Annotated in this window: 14 protein-coding genes; 6 read left to right on the plus strand and 8 right to left on the minus strand. The window is 65.3% G+C overall.

The features are described from left to right. Positions 1–152 precede the first annotated feature (152 nt). Entirely contained in the window at positions 153–707 is a 555-nt protein-coding gene (locus AC0L23_RS03260) for a c-type cytochrome (protein WP_018454698.1), read from the minus strand. 219 nt (positions 708–926) lie between these two features. On the opposite strand from AC0L23_RS03260, the gene AC0L23_RS03265 reads away from it, so the two are divergent. Together AC0L23_RS03265 and AC0L23_RS03270 are read left to right on the plus strand one after the other, a co-directional pair. Then, on the plus strand, positions 927–1,667 hold the full coding sequence (locus AC0L23_RS03265) for a 3-deoxy-manno-octulosonate cytidylyltransferase (protein ID WP_018454699.1): 741 nt from the start codon (positions 927–929) through the stop codon (positions 1,665–1,667). Between the two features lie 21 nt (positions 1,668–1,688). Continuing rightward, entirely contained in the window at positions 1,689–2,534 is an 846-nt protein-coding gene (locus AC0L23_RS03270; RefSeq protein ID WP_085351723.1) for a prephenate dehydratase, read from the plus strand. Between the two features lie 45 nt (positions 2,535–2,579). On the opposite strand, the gene AC0L23_RS03275 is transcribed toward AC0L23_RS03270, so the two are convergent. Further along, positions 2,580–3,593, minus strand: coding sequence for an LLM class flavin-dependent oxidoreductase (locus tag AC0L23_RS03275; RefSeq protein WP_085351722.1), 1,014 nt, complete (start codon positions 3,591–3,593; stop codon positions 2,580–2,582). Positions 3,594–3,992: 399 nt separating this feature from the next. Here AC0L23_RS03275 and metF point away from each other — a divergent pair, with 399 nt between their 5' ends. From metF to AC0L23_RS03290, 3 genes are all read left to right on the plus strand, one after another. Beyond that, entirely contained in the window at positions 3,993–4,913 is a 921-nt protein-coding gene (metF, locus tag AC0L23_RS03280) for a methylenetetrahydrofolate reductase [NAD(P)H] (RefSeq protein ID WP_085351721.1), read from the plus strand. 6 nt (positions 4,914–4,919) lie between these two features. After that, complete coding sequence (gene metH / locus AC0L23_RS03285) at positions 4,920–8,783, plus strand: methionine synthase (RefSeq protein WP_085361626.1); 3,864 nt, start codon at positions 4,920–4,922, stop codon at positions 8,781–8,783. A gap of 449 nt (positions 8,784–9,232) precedes the next feature. Then, positions 9,233–10,240 (plus strand): DUF3592 domain-containing protein, encoded by a 1,008-nt coding sequence (locus tag AC0L23_RS03290; RefSeq protein ID WP_085351836.1) that lies wholly within the window; start codon positions 9,233–9,235, stop codon positions 10,238–10,240. A gap of 6 nt (positions 10,241–10,246) precedes the next feature. Here the strand turns inward: AC0L23_RS03290 and AC0L23_RS03295 are convergent, their stop codons facing one another. Further along, on the minus strand, positions 10,247–10,876 hold the full coding sequence (locus tag AC0L23_RS03295; protein ID WP_085361627.1) for a glutathione S-transferase family protein: 630 nt from the start codon (positions 10,874–10,876) through the stop codon (positions 10,247–10,249). Positions 10,877–11,033: 157 nt separating this feature from the next. On the opposite strand from AC0L23_RS03295, the gene AC0L23_RS03300 reads away from it, so the two are divergent. Continuing rightward, the gene (locus tag AC0L23_RS03300) at positions 11,034–11,981 is read left to right on the plus strand and encodes a threonine/serine dehydratase (RefSeq protein ID WP_085385090.1); all 948 of its coding nucleotides are present in this window, start codon (positions 11,034–11,036) and stop codon (positions 11,979–11,981) included. A gap of 166 nt (positions 11,982–12,147) precedes the next feature. Here AC0L23_RS03300 and AC0L23_RS03305 read toward each other — a convergent pair whose 3' ends face one another. The 5 genes from AC0L23_RS03305 to pimD form a co-directional block, all read right to left on the minus strand. After that, the gene (locus AC0L23_RS03305; RefSeq protein ID WP_085361676.1) at positions 12,148–12,753 is read right to left on the minus strand and encodes a GNAT family N-acetyltransferase; all 606 of its coding nucleotides are present in this window, start codon (positions 12,751–12,753) and stop codon (positions 12,148–12,150) included. Positions 12,754–12,974: 221 nt separating this feature from the next. After that, positions 12,975–15,422 carry a penicillin acylase family protein gene (locus AC0L23_RS03310; RefSeq protein ID WP_085361629.1) on the minus strand — a complete coding sequence of 816 codons (2,448 nt, stop codon included), beginning with the start codon at positions 15,420–15,422 and terminating at the stop codon, positions 12,975–12,977. A 46-nt stretch (positions 15,423–15,468) separates the two neighbouring features. Next, on the minus strand, positions 15,469–16,971 hold the full coding sequence (gene glpK, locus AC0L23_RS03315; protein WP_018454709.1) for a glycerol kinase GlpK: 1,503 nt from the start codon (positions 16,969–16,971) through the stop codon (positions 15,469–15,471). 368 nt (positions 16,972–17,339) lie between these two features. Continuing rightward, entirely contained in the window at positions 17,340–18,113 is a 774-nt protein-coding gene (locus tag AC0L23_RS03320; RefSeq protein WP_085361630.1) for an SDR family NAD(P)-dependent oxidoreductase, read from the minus strand. Between the two features lie 148 nt (positions 18,114–18,261). Further along, the gene (gene pimD / locus AC0L23_RS03325; protein ID WP_085361631.1) at positions 18,262–19,404 is read right to left on the minus strand and encodes a pimeloyl-CoA dehydrogenase small subunit; all 1,143 of its coding nucleotides are present in this window, start codon (positions 19,402–19,404) and stop codon (positions 18,262–18,264) included. Positions 19,405–19,503 lie beyond the last annotated feature (99 nt).

The raw sequence follows: 19,503 nt of genomic DNA on the forward strand, positions 1-19,503 counted from the left end.
TTCGACGGAATATGTTGCTTTTTCCTCATCTTGGAGGGCCAGCTGGCCGATCGCTGCGGCCAAACGCCCCGATAACAACGCCGCGAGGCCCGGATAAGCAAACGGCCAGGCTTTTCAGCCTGGCCGCGTACTAAGATCGAAGTCGATAGGCCTTACTTCGCCGCGGTCGGCAGCGGCTTCGGGCTGTCGGAGAGACTGTTCAGGTAAGCGATCACGTCGGCACGCTCGCTATCCTTCGGGATGCCAGCAAAGCCCATCGCGGTGCCCGGGACAGCTGCCTTGGGATTCGCGATGAACTTGTTGAGCGCATCGAAGTCCCAGGTGCCGCCCTTGGCCTTCATCGCGGCCGAGAAGTTGAAGCCGCCGCGGCCCTCGCCAACATGGTCGCCGACGACGCCATAGAGGTTCGGACCGACACGGTTCGGGCCGCCCTTCTCGAAGGTGTGGCAAGCGCCGCACTTCTTGGCAGCGGCGGCGCCCTTCTCGACCGAGGCGGTCTGGAGCAGCTTTTCGATCGGCTCGGCAGCCGCGGCGGCAGCGCCGCCTTCCTTGCCATGGCCGGCGTCTTCCTTCACGGCGATCTCGAAGCCCGGCTTCTCCGGCATCTTGGGCGAGAACAGCGCACTGGCGGTGAAGCTCGTCACCAGCAGAAGGAGACAGGTGCCGAGCACGGCACCGAGAATCTTGTTCAGTTCGAAAGAGTCCATTTCCGGCCAGGCCCCACACCGCAAGAAGGATCGAGCGGCCCAGTGCGGCCGCCAGGACGAGCCTCGGGGAATCAACGTTCCTTACTGTTTCCCCGAGTTTTGCCATTGAGATATCGGTTTGCCCGGGGTCTGGCAACCCGTATAAGCGAGCGGGCTTCACCCCCGTCCCCACCCCATTTCCCGGCGCGGAAAACGCCCCGTTTCCAGGCCCTTGAACCGATGATCGATCCCCGCATCCTGGTGCTGATTCCGGCCCGCATGGCCGCCACCCGCCTGCCCGGCAAGCCGCTAGCCGATATCGCGGGGCAGCCGATGATCGTGCACGTGATGCGCCGTGCCGAAGCGGCCGGGATAGGCCGGGTCGCGGTCGCAACCGACACCGCGGAGATCGCATCCGTCGTGACCGCCCATGGTGGCGAGGCCGTGATGACCCGCCCGGAGCATCCGTCCGGCTCCGACCGCATCCACGAGGCCATGCAGAAGCTCGATCCGGACGGCAAAGCCGAGATCGTGGTCAATCTGCAGGGCGATTTCCCGACCATCACGATCGACAACATCCGCGAGGTGTTGCCGCCGCTGCAAGACCCCGCCGTGGATATCGCAACGCTGGCGTCGCAGATCCACACCGAGGAGGAGGACCTCGCGCCGAGCGTCGTGAAGGCGATCGGAACCTCGCTCGGCGGCAGACGCATGCGCGCACTTTATTTCACCCGCGCAACCGCGCCGACCGGCGACGGACCGCGCTACCACCATATCGGTCTCTATGCCTATCGCCGTGCCGCGCTGGAGCGCTACGTCCGGCTTCCGCCGTCGCCGCTGGAATTGCAGGAGAAGCTCGAGCAGCTCCGGGCGCTCGAGGCCGGAATGCGCATCGACTTCACCATTGTCGATACCGTGCCCCGCGGGGTCGACACGCCGGCGGACCTGGAAACCGCCCGCAGCATCCTTTCCAAATCCTGAGCCGCTGTTACAAGGCCGAGCATGAGCAAGCTGAAAATCGCATTCCAGGGCGAGCCTGGGGCCAATTCGCACATCGCCATCGTCGAGGCCTATCCCGACGCCGAGCCGATGCCCTGCGCCACCTTCGAGGACGCCTTGTCGGCGATCTCGTCGGGCGAAGCCGATCTCGGCATGATTCCGATCGAGAATTCGGTCGCAGGCCGCGTCGCCGACATCCATCATTTGCTGCCGGCCTCCGGCCTCTTCATCATCGGCGAATGGTTTCTGCCGGTCCGGCATCAGCTGATGGCGGTGAAGGGGACCAGGCTCGAGGACATCAAGAGCGTCGAGAGCCACGTGCACGCGCTCGGCCAATGCCGGCGCATCATTCGCAAGCTTGGCATCAAGCCAATCGTGCACGCCGACACCGCCGGCAGCGCCCGCGACATTTCCGAGCGTAACGACAAGTCCGTCGCCGCGATCGCCTCGCGCCTCGCCGCGCAGATCTACGGCCTCGACATCCTCGCGGAGGACATCGAGGACGAGGCCCACAACACCACGCGCTTCGTGGTGCTCGCGCGCGAACCGAAATGGGCCGCACAGGGCTCCGGTCCGTTGGTCACGACTTTTGTGTTCCGGGTGCGCAATTTGCCCGCCGCGCTCTACAAGGCGCTCGGTGGCTTTGCCACCAACGGCGTCAACATGACCAAGCTCGAGAGCTATATGGTCGACGGCAATTTCTTCGCCACGCAGTTTTATGCCGACGTCGACGGCCACCCCGAGGACAAGGGCCTCGCTTTCGCGATCGAGGAGCTGAAATTCTTCTCACGCGAATTCCGCATCGTTGGCGTGTATCCGGGGCACCCGTTCCGCGCGACGATGGAATAGATTCGTGTCCCGGACGCGCGGAGCGCGAGCCGGAGCACCAGAGCCTTATCCGACCGCCTTAAGCCCGAACGCCTCCGCCAGCAGCGAATATGATTTCTTTCGTGCCCCGTGATCGTACACGGCGGTAATCACCATCAACTCGTCCGGCTTGCTCGCATCGATCAACGGCTGCAGCGTCTTCTGCACGGTTGCCCGGCTGCCGACGAACAGACGGGAACGGTTGCGCCGCATCGAGGCGCGCTCCGAGTCGGTATAGGGATAGGCCAGCGCCTCTTCGACGCTCGGCAACGGAAGATACTGGCCGCGGTCCCGGCGCAGGCGGTTGAGGTCGAAAGACGCGGCGAGCTTTTCGGCTTCGTCATCCGTGTCGGCCGCAATGACGGCGACCGCGAGGATCGCGCGCGGGCTCGCACTCCAGGCCGAGGGCTGAAAACGATTGCGATAATGCACCATCGCATCGATCGCATCGTGGGACGCAAAATGATGGGCGAATGCGAACCCCATGCCGATTTGCGCGGCGAGCTCCGACGAATAATCGCTGGAGCCGAGCAGCCAGATCGGCGGCAACGGCGTATCGTCGGGCATCGCAACGACGTTGTGATAGGGATGGCCCGAGGGGAATTCCCGGGTCTGCCACAGGATCAATTCGTGCAGCCGCTCGAGGAAATCGTCGCCTTCGCGACGGTCGAGCCGGCTGCGCAGCGCATAGGCCGTGGCGCCGTCGGTGCCAGGGGCGCGGCCGAGGCCGAGATCGATGCGGCCCGGAAACAGCGCCTCCAGCATCTTGAAGCGCTCGGCCACGACCAGCGGCGCGTGATTGGGCAGCATCACGCCACCGGAGCCGACGCGGATGTGCTTGGTCACCGCCGCGATCTGCCCGATCATCACGTCGGGCGCCGGGCTCGCGACGGAGGCGAGGTTGTGATGCTCGGCGAGCCAATAGCGGACATAGCCGAGCCCATCGACATGGCGCGCCAGGTCGATGCTGTTGCGCAGCGCCGCGGCGGGCTTTGTGCCGGTGGTGACGACGGAGAGGTCGAGGACTGAGAGCGGGATCATGGCGCGCTAACGTAGTGGAGGGCAGCGCGGCGGCAATGGGAGGGCGCGCAGATCTGACGTGCAGGCCAGGGCCCGCGCGCTCCGGACCCGCGCCGCGGCGTTGGGACAATAATCAATCTGGCAACATGAGTTTCATATTGCCCACTAAATATATTGCGCCAGTTAATCCGCAAGTTCTCCCTACTTGGCTGATATATTTATCTTTTTATACCAAACCGAGCTTCCCACTTCGATTCTAAATCACCGAATATTTTATGCCAACACCGCCAAAGTGGGCCACTTCCCATTACCGATGGGCTGTCGGATGCGGCCGCTTTGGCTTATCTTGGCCTTTCGCAATCTAGACCTGACCGCCGGCCGCCAACGACCCGGCGCGCCCTTGGAGAGTGAGTGGTGCCCATGACTGACGCGACAATGCCTGCCCACACCGGCGGGCAAGACGGGTACCTGAAGCGGCCTGCGATTTCCTTCGAGTTCTTTCCGCCCAAGACCGAAGATATGGAGCGCAATCTCTGGGACACCATCAACCGGCTGGCCCCGCTCGACCCGAAATTCGTCTCGGTGACCTATGGCGCCGGCGGCTCGACCCGTGAGCGGACCCACGCGACCATCTCGCGCATCCTGAAAGAAACCGCGCTGCTGCCGGCCGCGCATCTGACCTGCGTCGGCGCCTCCCGCGGGGAGATCGACGAGATCGTCGACCGCTATCACGAGGTCGGCGTCCGCCACATCGTGGCCTTGCGCGGCGATCCCCCGGGCGGCATCGGCACGGCCTATTCCAGCCATCCCGATGGCTACCAGAGCTCCGCCGACCTCGTCGCCGGCATCAAGAAGCGGCACGGCGATATCGAGGTGTCGGTCTCGGCGTACCCTGAGAAGCATCCCGAGGCGCGCGACTTCGACGATGACATCGACACGCTGCAGGCCAAGGTCGATGCAGGTGCGACCCGCGCGATCACGCAGGTGTTCTTCGATAACGACCTCTATTTCCGCTATCTCGACCGCGTGCGCGCGCGCGGGATCAACATCCCGATCGTGCCGGGCATCATGCCCATGCATAATTTCAAGCAGGCGAGAGCCTTCGTCACCCGCGCCGGCACCTCCGTGCCGGACTGGTTCGCCGCGAAATTCGAGGGGCTCGACGAAGACGCCGAGACCCGCAAGCTGGTGGCGGCGACCGTCGCGGCCGGCCAGGTGCAGAAGCTGGCCAAGCACGGCGTCGACACCTTCCATTTCTACACCATGAACCGCGCCGATCTCGTGTTCGCGATCAGCCATTTGCTCGGCATCCGCGCCAAGAGCGCGCAGAAGGCGGCTTAAGACACCATGACCGTATCCACCTCTCCCAAGCGAACCGCCCTGCTCAACGCCGCGCGCGAGCGCATTCTCGTGCTCGACGGCGCCATGGGCACGATGATCCAGAATCTCCAGTTCGACGAGGCCGCCTTCCGCGGCGAGCGATTCAAGAACTTCCATCGCGATTTGCGCGGCAACAACGACCTCTTGATCCTGACCCAACCGCAGGCGATCGAGGACATCCACGCCGCTTACTTGCGCGCCGGCGCCGACATCGTCGCGACCAACACCTTCTCCACGACCTCGATTGCCCAGGCCGATTACGATCTCGCCGACATCGTCTACGAGATGGCGCGAGAAGGCGCCCGCCTCGCCGGCAACGCCGCACGCCGCGTCGAGGCCGAGGACGGCAAGCCGCGCTTCGTCGCCGGCGCCATCGGACCGACCAACCGCACCGCCTCGATCTCGCCCGACGTGTCCAATCCCGGCTACCGCGCCGTCACGTTCGACGACCTGCGCAAATCCTATGGCGAGCAGATCAACGGCATGCTCGACGGCGGCGTCGATCTGCTGCTGGTCGAGACCATCTTCGACACGCTGAACGCCAAGGCGGCGCTGTACGCGATCGCCGAGATCACGGAAGAACGTGGCATCGACATGCCCGTGATGGTGTCGGGCACCATCACCGACAAGTCCGGCCGCCTGCTGTCCGGCCAGTTGCCGGAAGCGTTCTGGCATTCGGTCCAGCACGCCAAGCCCGTCACCATCGGCTTCAACTGCGCGCTCGGCGCGGAAGATCTGCGCGCGCATATCGCCGATATCGGCCGCGTCGCCGACACGCTTGTTTGCGCCTATCCCAATGCCGGCCTGCCCAACGAGTTCGGCCAGTATGACGAGACCCCGGAATACATGGCCCGCCTGGTCGGCGAGTTCGCGCGCGATGGCCTCGTCAACATCGTCGGCGGTTGCTGCGGCACCACGCCGGACCATATCGCGGCGATTGCGGCTGCGGTCGCGCCGCACAAGCCGCGCATCGTGCCGGAGATCGAACCTCGCTTGCGGCTCTCCGGCCTCGAGCCGTTCATCCTGACCGACGCCATTCCCTTCGTGAACGTCGGCGAGCGCACCAACGTCACCGGCTCCGCCCGCTTCCGCAAGCTGGTCACCGCCGGCGACTACACCGCCGCGCTGCAGGTCGCGCGCGACCAGGTCGAGAACGGCGCGCAGATCATCGACGTCAACATGGACGAGGGTCTTCTGGACTCGGAAGCGGCGATGGTGACCTTCCTCAACCTCGTCGCCGCCGAGCCCGACATTGCCCGCGTCCCCGTAATGGTCGACAGCTCGAAATTCTCCGTGATCGAGGCCGGCCTGAAATGCGTGCAGGGCAAGCCGGTCGTCAACTCGATCTCGATGAAGGAAGGCGAGGACAAGTTCATTCACGAGGCCAAGATCGCCCGCCGTCACGGCGCGGCTGTCGTGGTGATGGCGTTCGACGAGGTCGGCCAGGCCGACACGTTCGCCCGCAAGACCGAGATCTGCAAGCGCGCCTACGACATCCTGGTGAACCGCGTCGGCTTCCCGCCGGAAGACATCATCTTCGATCCCAATATTTTCGCGATCGCAACCGGCATCGAGGAGCACAACAATTACGGCGTCGACTTCATCGAAGCGACGCGCTGGATCCGCAAGAATCTGCCGGGCGCGCACATTTCTGGTGGTGTGTCCAATTTGTCGTTCTCGTTCCGCGGCAACGAGCCGGTGCGCGAGGCCATGCACTCGGTGTTCCTGTATCACGCCATCAAGGCCGGCATGGACATGGGCATCGTCAATGCCGGGCAGATGATCGTCTATGACGATATCGATCCCGAATTGCGCCAGGTGTGCGAGGACGTCATCCTCAACCGTGACCCCGGTGCGTCCGAGCGTCTGCTGGCGCTTGCGGAAAGATTCCGCGGCAACAAGACTCAGACCAAGGAAGCCGATCTCGCCTGGCGCGAATGGCCGGTGGCGAAGCGGCTGTCGCATTCGCTGGTGCACGGCATCACCGAGTTCATCGAGCAGGATACCGAAGAGGCCCGCAAGGCTTCGAAGCGCCCGCTCGACGTGATCGAGGGACCGCTGATGGCCGGCATGAATGTGGTCGGCGATCTCTTCGGTGACGGCAAGATGTTCCTGCCGCAGGTGGTGAAGTCGGCCCGCGTGATGAAGCAGGCTGTCGCCTGGCTGATGCCGTTCATGGAGGAGGAGAAGGCGCGCAATCTCGCCAACGGCATCGGCACGGAAGGCTCCTCGTCCGCCGGCAAGATCGTGCTCGCGACCGTCAAGGGCGACGTCCACGACATCGGCAAGAACATCGTCGGCATCGTGCTCCAGTGCAACAATTACGAGGTCATCGACCTCGGCGTGATGGTGCCCGCGGCCAAGATCGTCGAGACGGTGAAGGCGGAGAAGGCCGACATCGTCGGGCTGTCCGGCCTGATCACACCCTCGCTCGACGAGATGGCGTTCTTCGCCGCAGAATTGCAGCGCGAAGGCCTCAAGCTGCCGCTCTTGATCGGCGGCGCCACCACGAGCCGCGTGCATACCGCGGTCAAGATCGACCCGAGCTATCGCGCAGGCCCCGTGGTGCATGTCAACGACGCCAGCCGCGCCGTCGGTGTTGCGTCGGCGCTGCTGTCGCCCGAGAGGCGCGAGGCCTATGCCGCCGAAGTCCGCGCCGAATACGCAAAGATCTCGGACGCCCATATGCGCGCCCAGGCCGACAAGAAGCGGCTGAAGCTGGCGACCGCCCGCGCCAACCGCGTGCCGGTCGACTTCACCGCGAACAAGCCGGTGAAGCCGACCTTCCTCGGCACCCGAAGCTTTGACGACTACGATCTCGCCGAGCTGGTGCCCTATATCGACTGGACGCCGTTCTTCCAGACCTGGGAGCTCGCCGGGCGCTTCCCTGCCATCCTCGACGACGCCAAGGTCGGCGAAGTTGCGCGCTCGCTCTACGACGACGCGCGCAAGATGCTCGACCTGATCGTCAAGGAGAAATGGTTCCGCGCGCGCGCCACCGTCGGCTTCTGGCCGGCCAATGCGCAGGGCGACGACATCGTGCTCTATGCCGACGAGAGCCGGACCAGGACGATCGCGACGCTGCACACGCTGCGCCAGCAGCTCGAGAAGCGCGAGGGCCGTTTCAACGCGGCGCTGTCCGACTTCGTCGCGCCCGCCAACACCGGCGTGCCCGATTATGTCGGCGGCTTCGTCGTCACCGCCGGCATCGGCGAGGATGTGGTCGCCGACCGGTTCAAGATGGCCAATGACGACTACTCGTCGATCCTGTGCAAGGCGCTGGCCGACCGCCTGGCCGAAGCCTTCGCCGAGCGCATGCATGCCCGCGTCCGCCGCGAGTTCTGGGCCTATGCGCCGGACGAGGCGCTCTCGACCGACGAGTTGATCCTCGAAAAGTATCAGGGCATCCGTCCCGCCCCCGGCTATCCCGCGCAACCCGATCACACCGAGAAGGCCACGCTGTTCGAGCTGCTCGATGCCGAGAACACCGCCGGCGTGAAGCTGACCGAGAGCTATGCGATGTGGCCGGGCTCCTCCGTGTCGGGGCTCTATCTCGCCAATCCAGAGAGCTATTATTTCGGAGTCGGCAAGATCGAGCGCGATCAGGTCGAGGATTATGCTGCGCGCAAGGGCATGAGCGTCGCCGAGACCGAGCGCTGGCTCGCGCCGATTCTGAACTACATCCCGACGCGAGAGGGTGCGAGCGACAAGGGGGCGTTCACGGCAACGCCGGCGAACGACGAGACGTCGAAGGAGCTTGCGTCGCATCCGCCGGGCTGCACCTGCGCGGTGCACCTGGTCTGGCAGAAGAAGCGCGCGGGCGCGGGTTAGGCGCCCTCCAAACAGAAAATGAAAAATCAACCCCATGCACAGTAGGCATGGGGTTGAAAAAGCTCGATAATTTTTTCGGCGCTACCGAATGATTTTTTCGATATTACCGAAATCGCTTGCGGCGTCGGGCAAAACACCTGTAACATTCCATCATCGCCGACCGTGCCCGTTTGATACTCCCTCGCCAGTCGCCATCACGGCGCGTGCCACACGTTCGCTGTCGTCCTGGCGAAAGCCATCCATACCGGGTGATCCATTGGTGGTCATCGCAGGCAATACCGAACGACCAATCTTCGCCAAATGACCCGCTGGGGCAATGGGTCCTGGCTTTCGCCAGGACGACATTGGTGAAGCTATGCCTGGCATGTGCTGGGGCAACGCACAGCATCGAACGCAAAGCGCGTTCGCCGCGACCAATGGCGGTCGCCGCCGAAGCGCAGGGGAATCGGATGCTGAACGCCCAACAATTGATGTGGACACAGATTGCCGCCGGCATCGCCGTGCTGCTGTTTGGATTGACGCTGTTCAACCTGGTCCGCATGCGGGGCCGGATGGTGGCGGCGCGGAGCTGGGACAAGGTGGAGGGCATCATCACGGTCTCCCGGGTCGACCAGCCGACGGCGCATTCCTCGGACGATCGGAACGACGCCAAGCCCATCATCCGCTATCGCTATCAGGCCGGCGGCCAGGAGCTGGAAGGCGACAAGATCTTTGTCAGCGGCACCGTCATCACGACGAGGGTCCTGGCCGCAAAACTGACCGGACGCTATCCGGTCGGCGCCCATGTCGAGGTCCATGTCGATCCGAAGCAACCGACAGAGGCGCTGCTGGAGCCTGCCGCCGCGCAGAACGTCGCGGCCCTGGTGGCGTTCACAATGGTGTTCGGCGTCATCGCCGCCACCCTGACCGCGCATTCGTTCGCGGGCCACGTGCTCTACGCCGACAAGGGCGTCCCGCTGTTCGCGTTCGCGGTGCCGATCATCGTGCTCGTGGGCGGGGTGTTCCTCGCCGCCGATTATGTCCGGACGCGCCGGCTGGCGAGCGCCAGCCTGCGCTGGCCGACCGCGTCGGGCAGGGTCACCCATTGCGACGTGATCGAGGAAATCGTCGAGGAGAAGACCGAGCACGACAATCGACCAACGACTTCAAAGCTCGTCCACCGCTATCAGGTCGACCTGCGCTACGCCTACAGGGTCGGCAAGCGCGACTTCATCGGCACCGAAGTCGATTGGAACGGCACCATGATCTCCGGCCTGCGCGAGGTCGCCGAAGAGGCCGCGGCGAAATATCGGCCTGGGAAGAGCGTCCAGGTCTACTACGATCCGGACCAGCCCGAACAAGCCGTGCTGGAGCCTGCAAGCCGGGGAGGCGCGCTGGGGCCGCTGATCGGTGCCGCGGTCTGCGCGGTTGTCGGCGGCCTCTTCCTGACGATCCTGATCAAGGTCGGGTTCGCATAGCGGCGATCACCCCTTCGGCGGTGCCAGGGGCTGCACGATCTCCTTGAACGGCGCCAGCGCCTCGCACGCATCGGCATGCGCCGACAGCGCCGGATAGCGCGACGGCTCGAACAACTGCGGATGGGCCTCGCGGGTGAAGCGGACGACGCAGGCGACCACAATATCGGCGTGGCCGATGCGGTCACCCAGCCAGTACGGCGTGGTCACCTTGGCGCGCTCGGCCTCCAGCGCTTTCAGCACGTCCGCGATCTGCGCCTGGCAGCGCTCGACCCACAGCGTAAGCTGCTCCTTCCGCAGCACGCGTTCGTAGAGCAGGCTCACGGCCTTGTCGCCGAGGCCGGACGCGAGCGCGCAGATGCGCAAGTGACGCCGGCGCTCGGCGCCGGAGCGCGGCAGCATCGCCTTCTCCGGCCCGGCGAGCTCGTCGAGATAATCGAGGATGAACGTGCTCTCGATCAGCGCCTCGCCGTCGTCGAGCACCAGCGTCGGCACGCGGCGCAGCGGATTATAGGGCGCGATCTTGTCGGCGTCGCCGAAGGTCGACCACGGCCTGTGCTCGAAGGCGAGGCCGTAAAGCCGCAGCGCAATCGCGACGCGGCGGACGAAGGGGGAATCATATTGGCCGATCAGGAACATGGTTTTGCGCTCTTCTCTGGCTTTTGGACGAGGCAGGGCCGATCAGTTTCCACGGCAAGGCCGCAGTGGCGCAAGCAAAATCATGGAAGTGGAGCATTGCGCTGCATGCAACGGCGCCGCGACAGCGGCTGCCGGATGCGTTATCAAGGACGGCATCATGACAGCAACAATGGACATCAATCGGGAGCGGATCGCGGCGACCGAGGCCGTCATCCGTCCGCACATACGGCGCACGCCGCTCGTTGAGGCCGATCTCGCCGATTTTGGCCTGCCGGCTTCTCCCGTCACGTTCAAGCTCGAGATGCTGCAGCATTCCGGATCGTTCAAGGCGCGGGGTGCCTTCGCCAACCTGCTGTTGCGCCGGCTGCCGGAAGCCGGTGTCGTCGCCGCATCGGGCGGCAATCACGGCGCGGCGGTGGCGTATGCGGCGCAGCGGCTCGGCATCCCGGCCACGATTTTCGTGCCCGAGATCACCTCGCCGGCCAAAGCCGAGCGTATCAGAGGCTATGGCGCGAAACTCGTGATTGCGGGCAGCCGCTATGCCGACGCGCTCGCCGCAAGCGAAACCCATGTCGCGCAGACCGGCGCCATGGCGGTGCATGCCTACGACCAGGTCGAGACCTTGCTCGGTCAGGGCAGTGTCGGAATGGAGCTGGAGCAGGATGCACCGGGCATTGACACGGTGCTGGTTGCAGTCGGCGGCGGCGGCCTGATCGGTGGCATGGCGGCCTGGAGTGCCGGCAGGACGCGCATCGTCGCGGTCGAGCCGGAGCAGTCGCCAACGCTTCACGCCGCCTTCGCGGCAGGCGCGCCGATCGATGCGCCGGCGGGCGGCATCGCCGCCGATAGTCTCGCCCCGCGACGTGTCGGACAATTGATGTTTCCGATTGCGCGGGCCCATGTCGAGCGGGTCGTCCTGGTCGCCGACGACGCGATCAAGCAGGCGCAGTCGGCCTTGTGGTCGAGCCTGCGCCTGGTGGCCGAGCCCGGCGGCGCCGCCGCATTTGCCGCCTTGCTCTCCGGTCGCTATCGCCCCTCACCCGGCGAGCGGGTCGCGGTACTGGTTTGTGGCGCCAACACCAATGCGGTGAATTTCAACAGCTAGCGAGCTTCGCATGATCTGGAGCGCGTAGCCCGAATGAAAAGGGACGACGGTGCCACGCTCCGTCATTGCGAGCGCAGAGAAGCAATCCGGTATCTCTCGGCGGAAACAGACTGGATTGCTTCGTCGCAAGGGCTCCTTGCAATGACGGGTAGGAGGCAGCTCTGCACTATCCGATGATCGGCATATGCCTCGCCGCCGTCCGCGGCACCGTGCCATCGAGCCGCGGATCGTCGGCGATCTCAATCTGGCGGCGGAACGGGCGGAAGCCGAAGCGCTGATAGAACGCAACGGCCGACGGATGATCGAAGGTGCAGGTGTGCACCCAGACGCGGGACAAATCGCGTGACCATGCGATTTCAAGTGCATGGTTCATCATGAAGCGGGCGGCACCACTGCCGATCAGTTTTGCGGTGACGCCGAAATACACCAGCTCGCACTGGCCGGCCTCGCGAAAGTCCAGCTCCAGCAGGCCTTCATCGCGGCCGTCCACGACAAGCGTATAGACCTCGACGCCCGGCGCATGGATGACGGCAGCGAGCTCGGCATCGTTCATGCGCGCCCGCGAAAACCACAACCACTCCTCGCCGACGCGGCGATGGAGGTCGCGATACCAATGAAGCGCGGGGGTATCGACCTTGCGCAGGGTCCAAAGACCTGATGGAGCGCCGGGCGGATCGGCGCGGCGCGCGGGGCGCGCGGTCATCTCGAGATGGGTAACGACGGCGGCGATCTTGCCGGCGGGGATGTCGGAATAGCCGTCGGGGAGGATCATGGGATGCGTCCCTTTGAAGCTGAGCGCCGGCCACACATTCCGGGTCGGGGGGGGGGGGGGGGGGGGGGGGGGGGGGGGGGGGGGGGGGGGGGGGGGTGAGGGGGGGGGGGGGGGGGGGGGGGCCCCCCCCCCCCCCCCCCCGCCCCCCCCCCCCCCCCCCCCCCCCCGGCCCCCCCCCCCCCCCCCCCCCCCCCACGGCGGAGTTTGTGGATACGCCTCATTCACCGCGGCGTCAGCGTGATCGCCTCCGCCGCCGCCGCTTCGACCGCAGCGCGGCTGTAGAGCAGCGGCACATACTGGCCGGTCGCCCACAGCGGCGCGAGGTCGCGATAGTGGCCGCTGAAGGGATCGCCCGACTGGCCCGGCGTGTTGATGGTGCGGCTCGCATCCCAATTGCCGACGTCGAGCACCATGCGGAACGAGGCGCCGGCGAACAGCTGATAATCGGTGCGGCGGTAGGTGGCCGCGCGCGGCACATTGGCCGCGCCGCCGTAGGCCAGCGGACCGACCGAGAGCTGAGCGGCCGTCGCCTTGTCGGCAAGCGGCATCAGAGCATGGTCGAATTTTGCGACGTGCAGGCGGCCCCAGCGCCAGGTTGAGGAATCGGCCCCGAGCTTGGCCGTCACATCGGCCACCGCGGCGCCGAGGCTGTCGCGCAGGATCTGGTCGCGCGCGGCGGCGGGATCGGAGCCAAACGACGCGTCTGGAGATTCCAAGAAGGCAACAAGCGCCGAAATGCTCGACGCCTCGGGCGCGATCAGGTCGGCGGCCTTGGGCGCCGTGGTCTTCAACAGTACCGGTCCAAGATGATTGGCGATCCAGACCTCGAACACCGCAGCAGCGGCACTGTCGGCGGCATCACGGGCATTCCAGGGCTTGAGCAGTTCGAGGCCCTTCTTCACGTTGGCATCGTCCGAAGTGAGCGGCTGCAACAGCTTGACCAGCCGCCGGCCCAGCATCGTGGTGTCGTCGTTCTGCAGATCCATGGCATCGGCCAGCGTCACCTTGCTGTTGGCCTTCAGGACCTCGGTGATACGCTGCCAGCGCGCACTGTCCGCCCATTCGAAGCCGACCTTGCGCTCGCTGACGGGATAATCCGCCGGCAGGTTCATCTGGTTGGCGGTGGCGAGAAAGCCCTGCTTGGGCTGATAGGCCTTGGGCAGTTCGTCGAGCGAGAGAAAACCCTGCCATTCGTAGCGGCCGTCGCCGGGCACCGGCATCAGGCCATCATAGTTGGCGCGCCGCGGCGTCTTGCCGGCGGCGACCCAGCCGATATTGCCCTTGGTGTCCGCATAGACCTGATTCTCCGACGGCGCGCCCCAGCGCCGCATTGCGCCGAGGAATCCGTTCCAGTCCTTCGCGGTCATGTAGTCGGAGGAGCCGAAATAGGCCGAGGTGCCGGGCTCGAACCAGATCGAGCGCACGGCGAAGGCGCGCTTGTTGGCGTCATCGACATAGATCACCGGACCATGCCGGGTGAATTTCAGCTCGAGATCGCGATCGCTCTCGCCTTTCACCTGCTCTTTCTCGTGGACGATGCGCATGTCCTCCCAGCCAGTGCCATAGCGGTACTGGTTGGGATTCTCCGGATTGAGCTCGTAGACGTAGAGGTCTTCCTGGTCGACGTTGAAGATGGTGAGACCGAAGGCGATGGTGCCGTTGTGGCCGATTGAGATGCCGGGCAGCGCCGGCTCGCCCGCACCGATCACGGAGAGGCCGGGCGCATTGAGGCCGACGATGTAGCGCAGCGACGGCACGCTGTGCTCGCGATGCGGATCGTTGGCGAGGATCGGCCGTCCCGTCGCGGTCCGCGACGCCGCGATCACCCAATTGTTGGAGCCGATGGTGTCGCGTTGCTGGTCGGCCTCGGTGAGGTACTTGTCGGGATCGTGCGCGAGTGCGGCCTGGCGATCTTTCGGCGCGGCAAAGGCGACCGGACGCGTTGCCAGATCGTAAGGCGCCAGCACCGCCTTCGGCACGCTGCAGGGATCGAGACCATCGGGAATCTTCGTCGTCCAGGCCGGCTCGAGCTTGACGCGAAACCGATCGGCATCGAGGCCGGCCGCACAGGCGACCAACGAGCGCTTGACCTCGGAGGCGACATTGCGCGTCAGGCCGTGGCTGCGGATGCGGACGATGTCGTCCGCCGTCCACGGATCCGGCCTGGTACCGGCGATCCTGAATTCGATCGGCAGCGGGCGCTTGCCCGCGCGCACATCGGCGACATAGGCGTTGACCCCGGCGACGAATGCCTCCGCATAGGTCCTCCCCTTGGGGCCGTAAGCCGCCCATTCCGCATTCATATCGCCGCGATAGAGAAAGAGCCGCAGCGCCTTGTCCTGTTCGGCATAGGCCGGGCCGAAATCCTTAGCCAGCAGACCAAGTCCGCGCTTGCGCCAGAGATCGATCTGCCAGAGCCGGTCGCGCGCGGCGTTGAAGCCCTGCAGGAAAAACAGGTCGTGCTCATTGTCTGCATAGATGTGGGGGATGCCCCAGACATCGACCAGAATCTGCGCGGGAGCATTGAGACCGGCGACGTCGGTCTTGACCTGACGCGCGCTTCCGAGCGGGTCCGGCTTCTCACGCGCGAGGGAGGTCGAGGTGAGCAGCGCGGCGCAGATCGCGGCACCGCAGAGCTTTTGGACGACCCGGTTGAGATCCGTGTTCATTGTCGTTTCTCCCGTTTGTTGTTGTTTGGCGCGTCGTGCGCGCCCGTTATTCGCCCTCGTCGCTCGCGAGCACGCCCTTCACCGCCCTTGTCCATCCCGCAAGCTTCCGCTCGCGCGTCGCCTGGCTCATGTTGGGCTTGAAGCGGTGCTCCAGCCGCCAGTTATCGGCGAATTTGGTCGGCTCGGGATAGACGCCGGCCTCGAGGCCGGCAAGATAGGCGGCGCCAAGTGCCGTCGTCTCCTGGATCACGGGGCGATCGACCGGCGCATCGAGCAGGTCGGCGAGGCGCTGCATGGTCCAGTCGGATGCGGTCATGCCGCCATCGACGCGGAGCACGACGCTTGCCACCTCCGAGCTCGGCCAGTCGGCGCGCATTGCGGCCCAGAGATCAAAGGTCTGGTAGCAGACGCTTTCCAGGGCGGCGTGGGCAAGCTCGGCCGGGCCGGTGTTGCGGGTGAGGCCGAACAGGGCGCCGCGCACGCGCGGATTCCAGTACGGCGCGCCCATGCCGACGAAGGCCGGGACGAGATAGACGCTCTGCATGGAGTCCGACTGATCGGCGAGAGGTCCGGTCTCGGCGGCATGCTTGATGATGCCGAGGCCGTCGCGCAGCCACTGCACTGCCGAACCTGCGACGAAGATCGAGCCTTCGAGCGCATAGGTGCGCTTGCCCCCGAGCTGGTAGGCGATGGTGGTGAGCAGCTTGTTCTTCGAGGCCACGGGCGTGGTGCCGGTGTTGAGCAGGGCGAAGCAGCCGGTGCCGTAAGTCGATTTCATCATCCCCGGACGGAAGCAGGCCTGGCCGATGGTCGCGGCCTGCTGGTCGCCGGCGATGCCGCAGATCGCAATGGCGCCGCCGAACAAATCCGGCGTGCTCTCGCCGAAACGGGCGGAGGAATCCTTCACCTCGGGCAGCATCGAGCGCGGCACGCCGATGATCTCGAGCAGTTCGTCGTCCCACTGGCCGGTGTGGATGTTGAACAGCAGCGTGCGCGAGGCGTTGGTGGCGTCGGTGGCGTGGACCTTGCCGCCGGTGAGACGCCAAAGCAGATAGCAATCGACGGTGCCGAACATCAATTCGCCGCGCGCGGCGCGCGCCCGTGCGCCGGGGACGTGGTCGAGAATCCAGGCGACCTTGGTGCCGGAGAAATAGGGGTCGATGATCAGGCCGGTCTTCTGCGAGATCACGGGCTCGCGGCCGTCGGCTTTCAGCTTGGCGCAGATGTCGGCGGTGCGGCGGTCCTGCCAGACGATGGCGCGGTGCACGGCCTGCCCGGTGGCGCGGTCCCACACCACGGTGGTCTCGCGCTGGTTGGTGATGCCGATCGCGGCGATGTCCTTTGCGCCGATGCCGGCCTGCGCGATCGCGTCGCGGCAGACCGTCACGGTCGAGGTCCAGATGTCCTCGGGCTCGTGCTCGACCCAACCCGAGGCAGGGAAATGCTGCGGAAACTCGGCCTGCGCCTTCGCCGCAATGGAAATGTCGCCGCGAAACACGATCGCGCGCGAGGAGGTGGTGCCCTGGTCGATGGCGAGGACGAAAGACATGGAAGCAAACCTTGGGGTTTCTTTGGCGTTTTCCCGGCGTTGTCCGGTGAGGGGCTATTGTGTTTCGCCAAAGGGAGCGGATTAGGGCGGGAAGGTCAAGACGGCTGTCCTCCCACCCTCCCCCTGGAGGGCAGGGTGGGCTCGCATGCAGCGAAGCGGAACGCGAACCGGGACGGGGTGACAGACTATCCGCGAAGTTGGTGCTTCGAATTCTGAGCAGCAGCCGTCTCGTCGACGCAAGCGATACCGCCTTTGCGGCTTCACCCCACCCCGCCTCGCGTTGCGCTCTGGGCAACACGAAGCGCCCCTCTCCTCTAGCGGAGGATAAGTGAAGCGCGCCCGGCGCACCATTGCAAGTAGAGCAGAAGTTACGCCGCCGCCGTCGTCACGCCGCCGTCGATGACGATGGTCTGTCCGGTCATGAAGCTCGACGCGTCGGAGGCGAGGTAGGCCACTGCGCCTGCGATTTCGTCGGGTTCGCCGATGCGGCGGAGCGGGGTGGTGGCGGTGCGGCGCTTTAGATTCGCTTCGTCTTCCCACAGCGCGCGGGCGAAGTCGGTCTTGACGAGGCCGGGCGCGATGCAGTTGACGCGGACGCCTTTCGGGCCCCATTCGCCGGCGAGCGAACGACACAGCGCGAAGTCGGCGGCTTTCGAGATGCCGTAGGCGCCGATCACGGTCGAACCGCGCAAGCCCCCGATCGAGGAGATGATGACGACGGAGCCGTTGCCGCGCTCCGCCATTTGCGGGATCGCCAGCGCGGAGAGCCAGATGTTGCTCTTGACGTTCGAGCCCATGATCTTGTCGAAGGCCTCGTCGGTGATGTCGAGCAGCGGACCGTAATACGGGTTGACCGCGGCGTTGCAGACGAGGATGTCGATCTTGCCATAGTGCTTGGTCGCACCCGCGATCAGCGCCTCGACCTCCTGCTTGCGCGCGATGTTGCAGGGGATGACGGTGGCCTCGCCGCCGGCCGCCTTGATGCCGTCGGCGACTGCCTTGCAGGCGTCGGCCTTGCGCGAGGAGACCACCACTTTGGCGCCGAGCTTTGCGAGCAGCTCGGCGGAGGAGCGGCCGATGCCGCGGCTGGAGCCGGTGACCACGGCGACCTTGCCGGTGAGATCGAACGGGGTGTTCTTCATTGTTATTGCTCCGTTGAGCCCGCTTATTCAGACGTCATCGCCCGGCTTGACCGGGCGATCCAGTATTCCAGAGACGGCTCGGCTAGAACCGAGAAGCCGCAGCGTACTGGATCCCCCGCCTGCGCGGGGGATGACAGCGACCTTGTAGCTAGATCAACCCGCCACCGTCCGCCACGCGGCGCTGGTGGTAGTCGGTGTCGCCGAACGAGTTCTCGATCATGGTCAGGCGCTTGAAGTAATGGCCGATCTTCGCCTCCATGGTCATGCCGATGCCGCCGTGGAGCTGGATCGCCTGCTGTCCCACGAACTTCAGCGACTTGCCGATCTGCACCTTGGCCGCGGCAATAGCGTTGCTGCGCTCCTTGGCATCCTGGAAATCGCCCGCCATGGTCGCGAACATCGACATCGATCGCGCCTGCTCGGTGGCGACGAACATGTCAGAGGCGCGGTGCTGCAGCGACTGGAACGAGCCGATCGGCACCCCGAACTGCTTGCGCGTCTTGATGTACTCGACCGTGGTCTTCAGCGACTCATCCATCAGGCCGACCGCTTCGGCGCAGAGCGCGATGCGGGCTTCGTCGACCACACGCTCGATCAGCGCGAGCGAGTCGTCGGGATTGCCGAGCGCCGCATCGGCACCGATTTCGACGCCGGTGAAGGTGATGTCGGCGGCGTGCAGGCCGTCCTGGGTCGGGTACGACTTCTTGGCGACGCCCTTGGCGTCGGCCGGCACCAGGAACACGCCGATGCCGCTCTTGTCGCGGCGCTCGCCCCTGGTGCGCGCGGTGACGATGAGGGTATCTGCATTCTCGCCGTTGAGCACGACGAACTTCTCGCCGTCGATGACCCAACCGTCGCCCTTCTTCTTCGCCGTCGTGGTGACGTCGAAGAGATCGTAGCGCGAGTTCTTCTCGAGCTGGGCAAAGGCGAGCGTCTTGCTGCCGTCTACGATACCGGGCACATGCGCGGCCTTCTGCGCATCGCTGCCCGCATGGCGCAGGAAGCCGCCGCCGATCACGACGGTTGCGAGGTAAGGCTCGAGCACCAGTGCCTTGCCGAGCGCCTCCATCACGATCATGGTCTCGACGCCGCCGCCGCCGAAGCCGCCATCGGCCTCCGCGAAGGGCAGACCGAGCAGGCCCTGCTCGGCGAGCTTGCCCCAGACCGCTTTGCTCCAGCCGCCCTTCTCCTTCATGTACTTCTTGCGGCTCTCGAAATCGTAGGAATCGCTCAACAGGCCGTCGATGCTTTCCTTGAGAAGCCGTTGCTCCTCGTTCAGATCAAAATCCATGTTCTTTGCTCTCCGGTATCGATTTCGTCATGCCCGGTCTTGTGCCGGGCATCCACGTTCTTTCGTGGCGCTAGGCGTGGATGGCCGGGTCAGGCCCGG

It is taken from the genome of Bradyrhizobium sp. MI1.4, assembly GCF_055811315.1.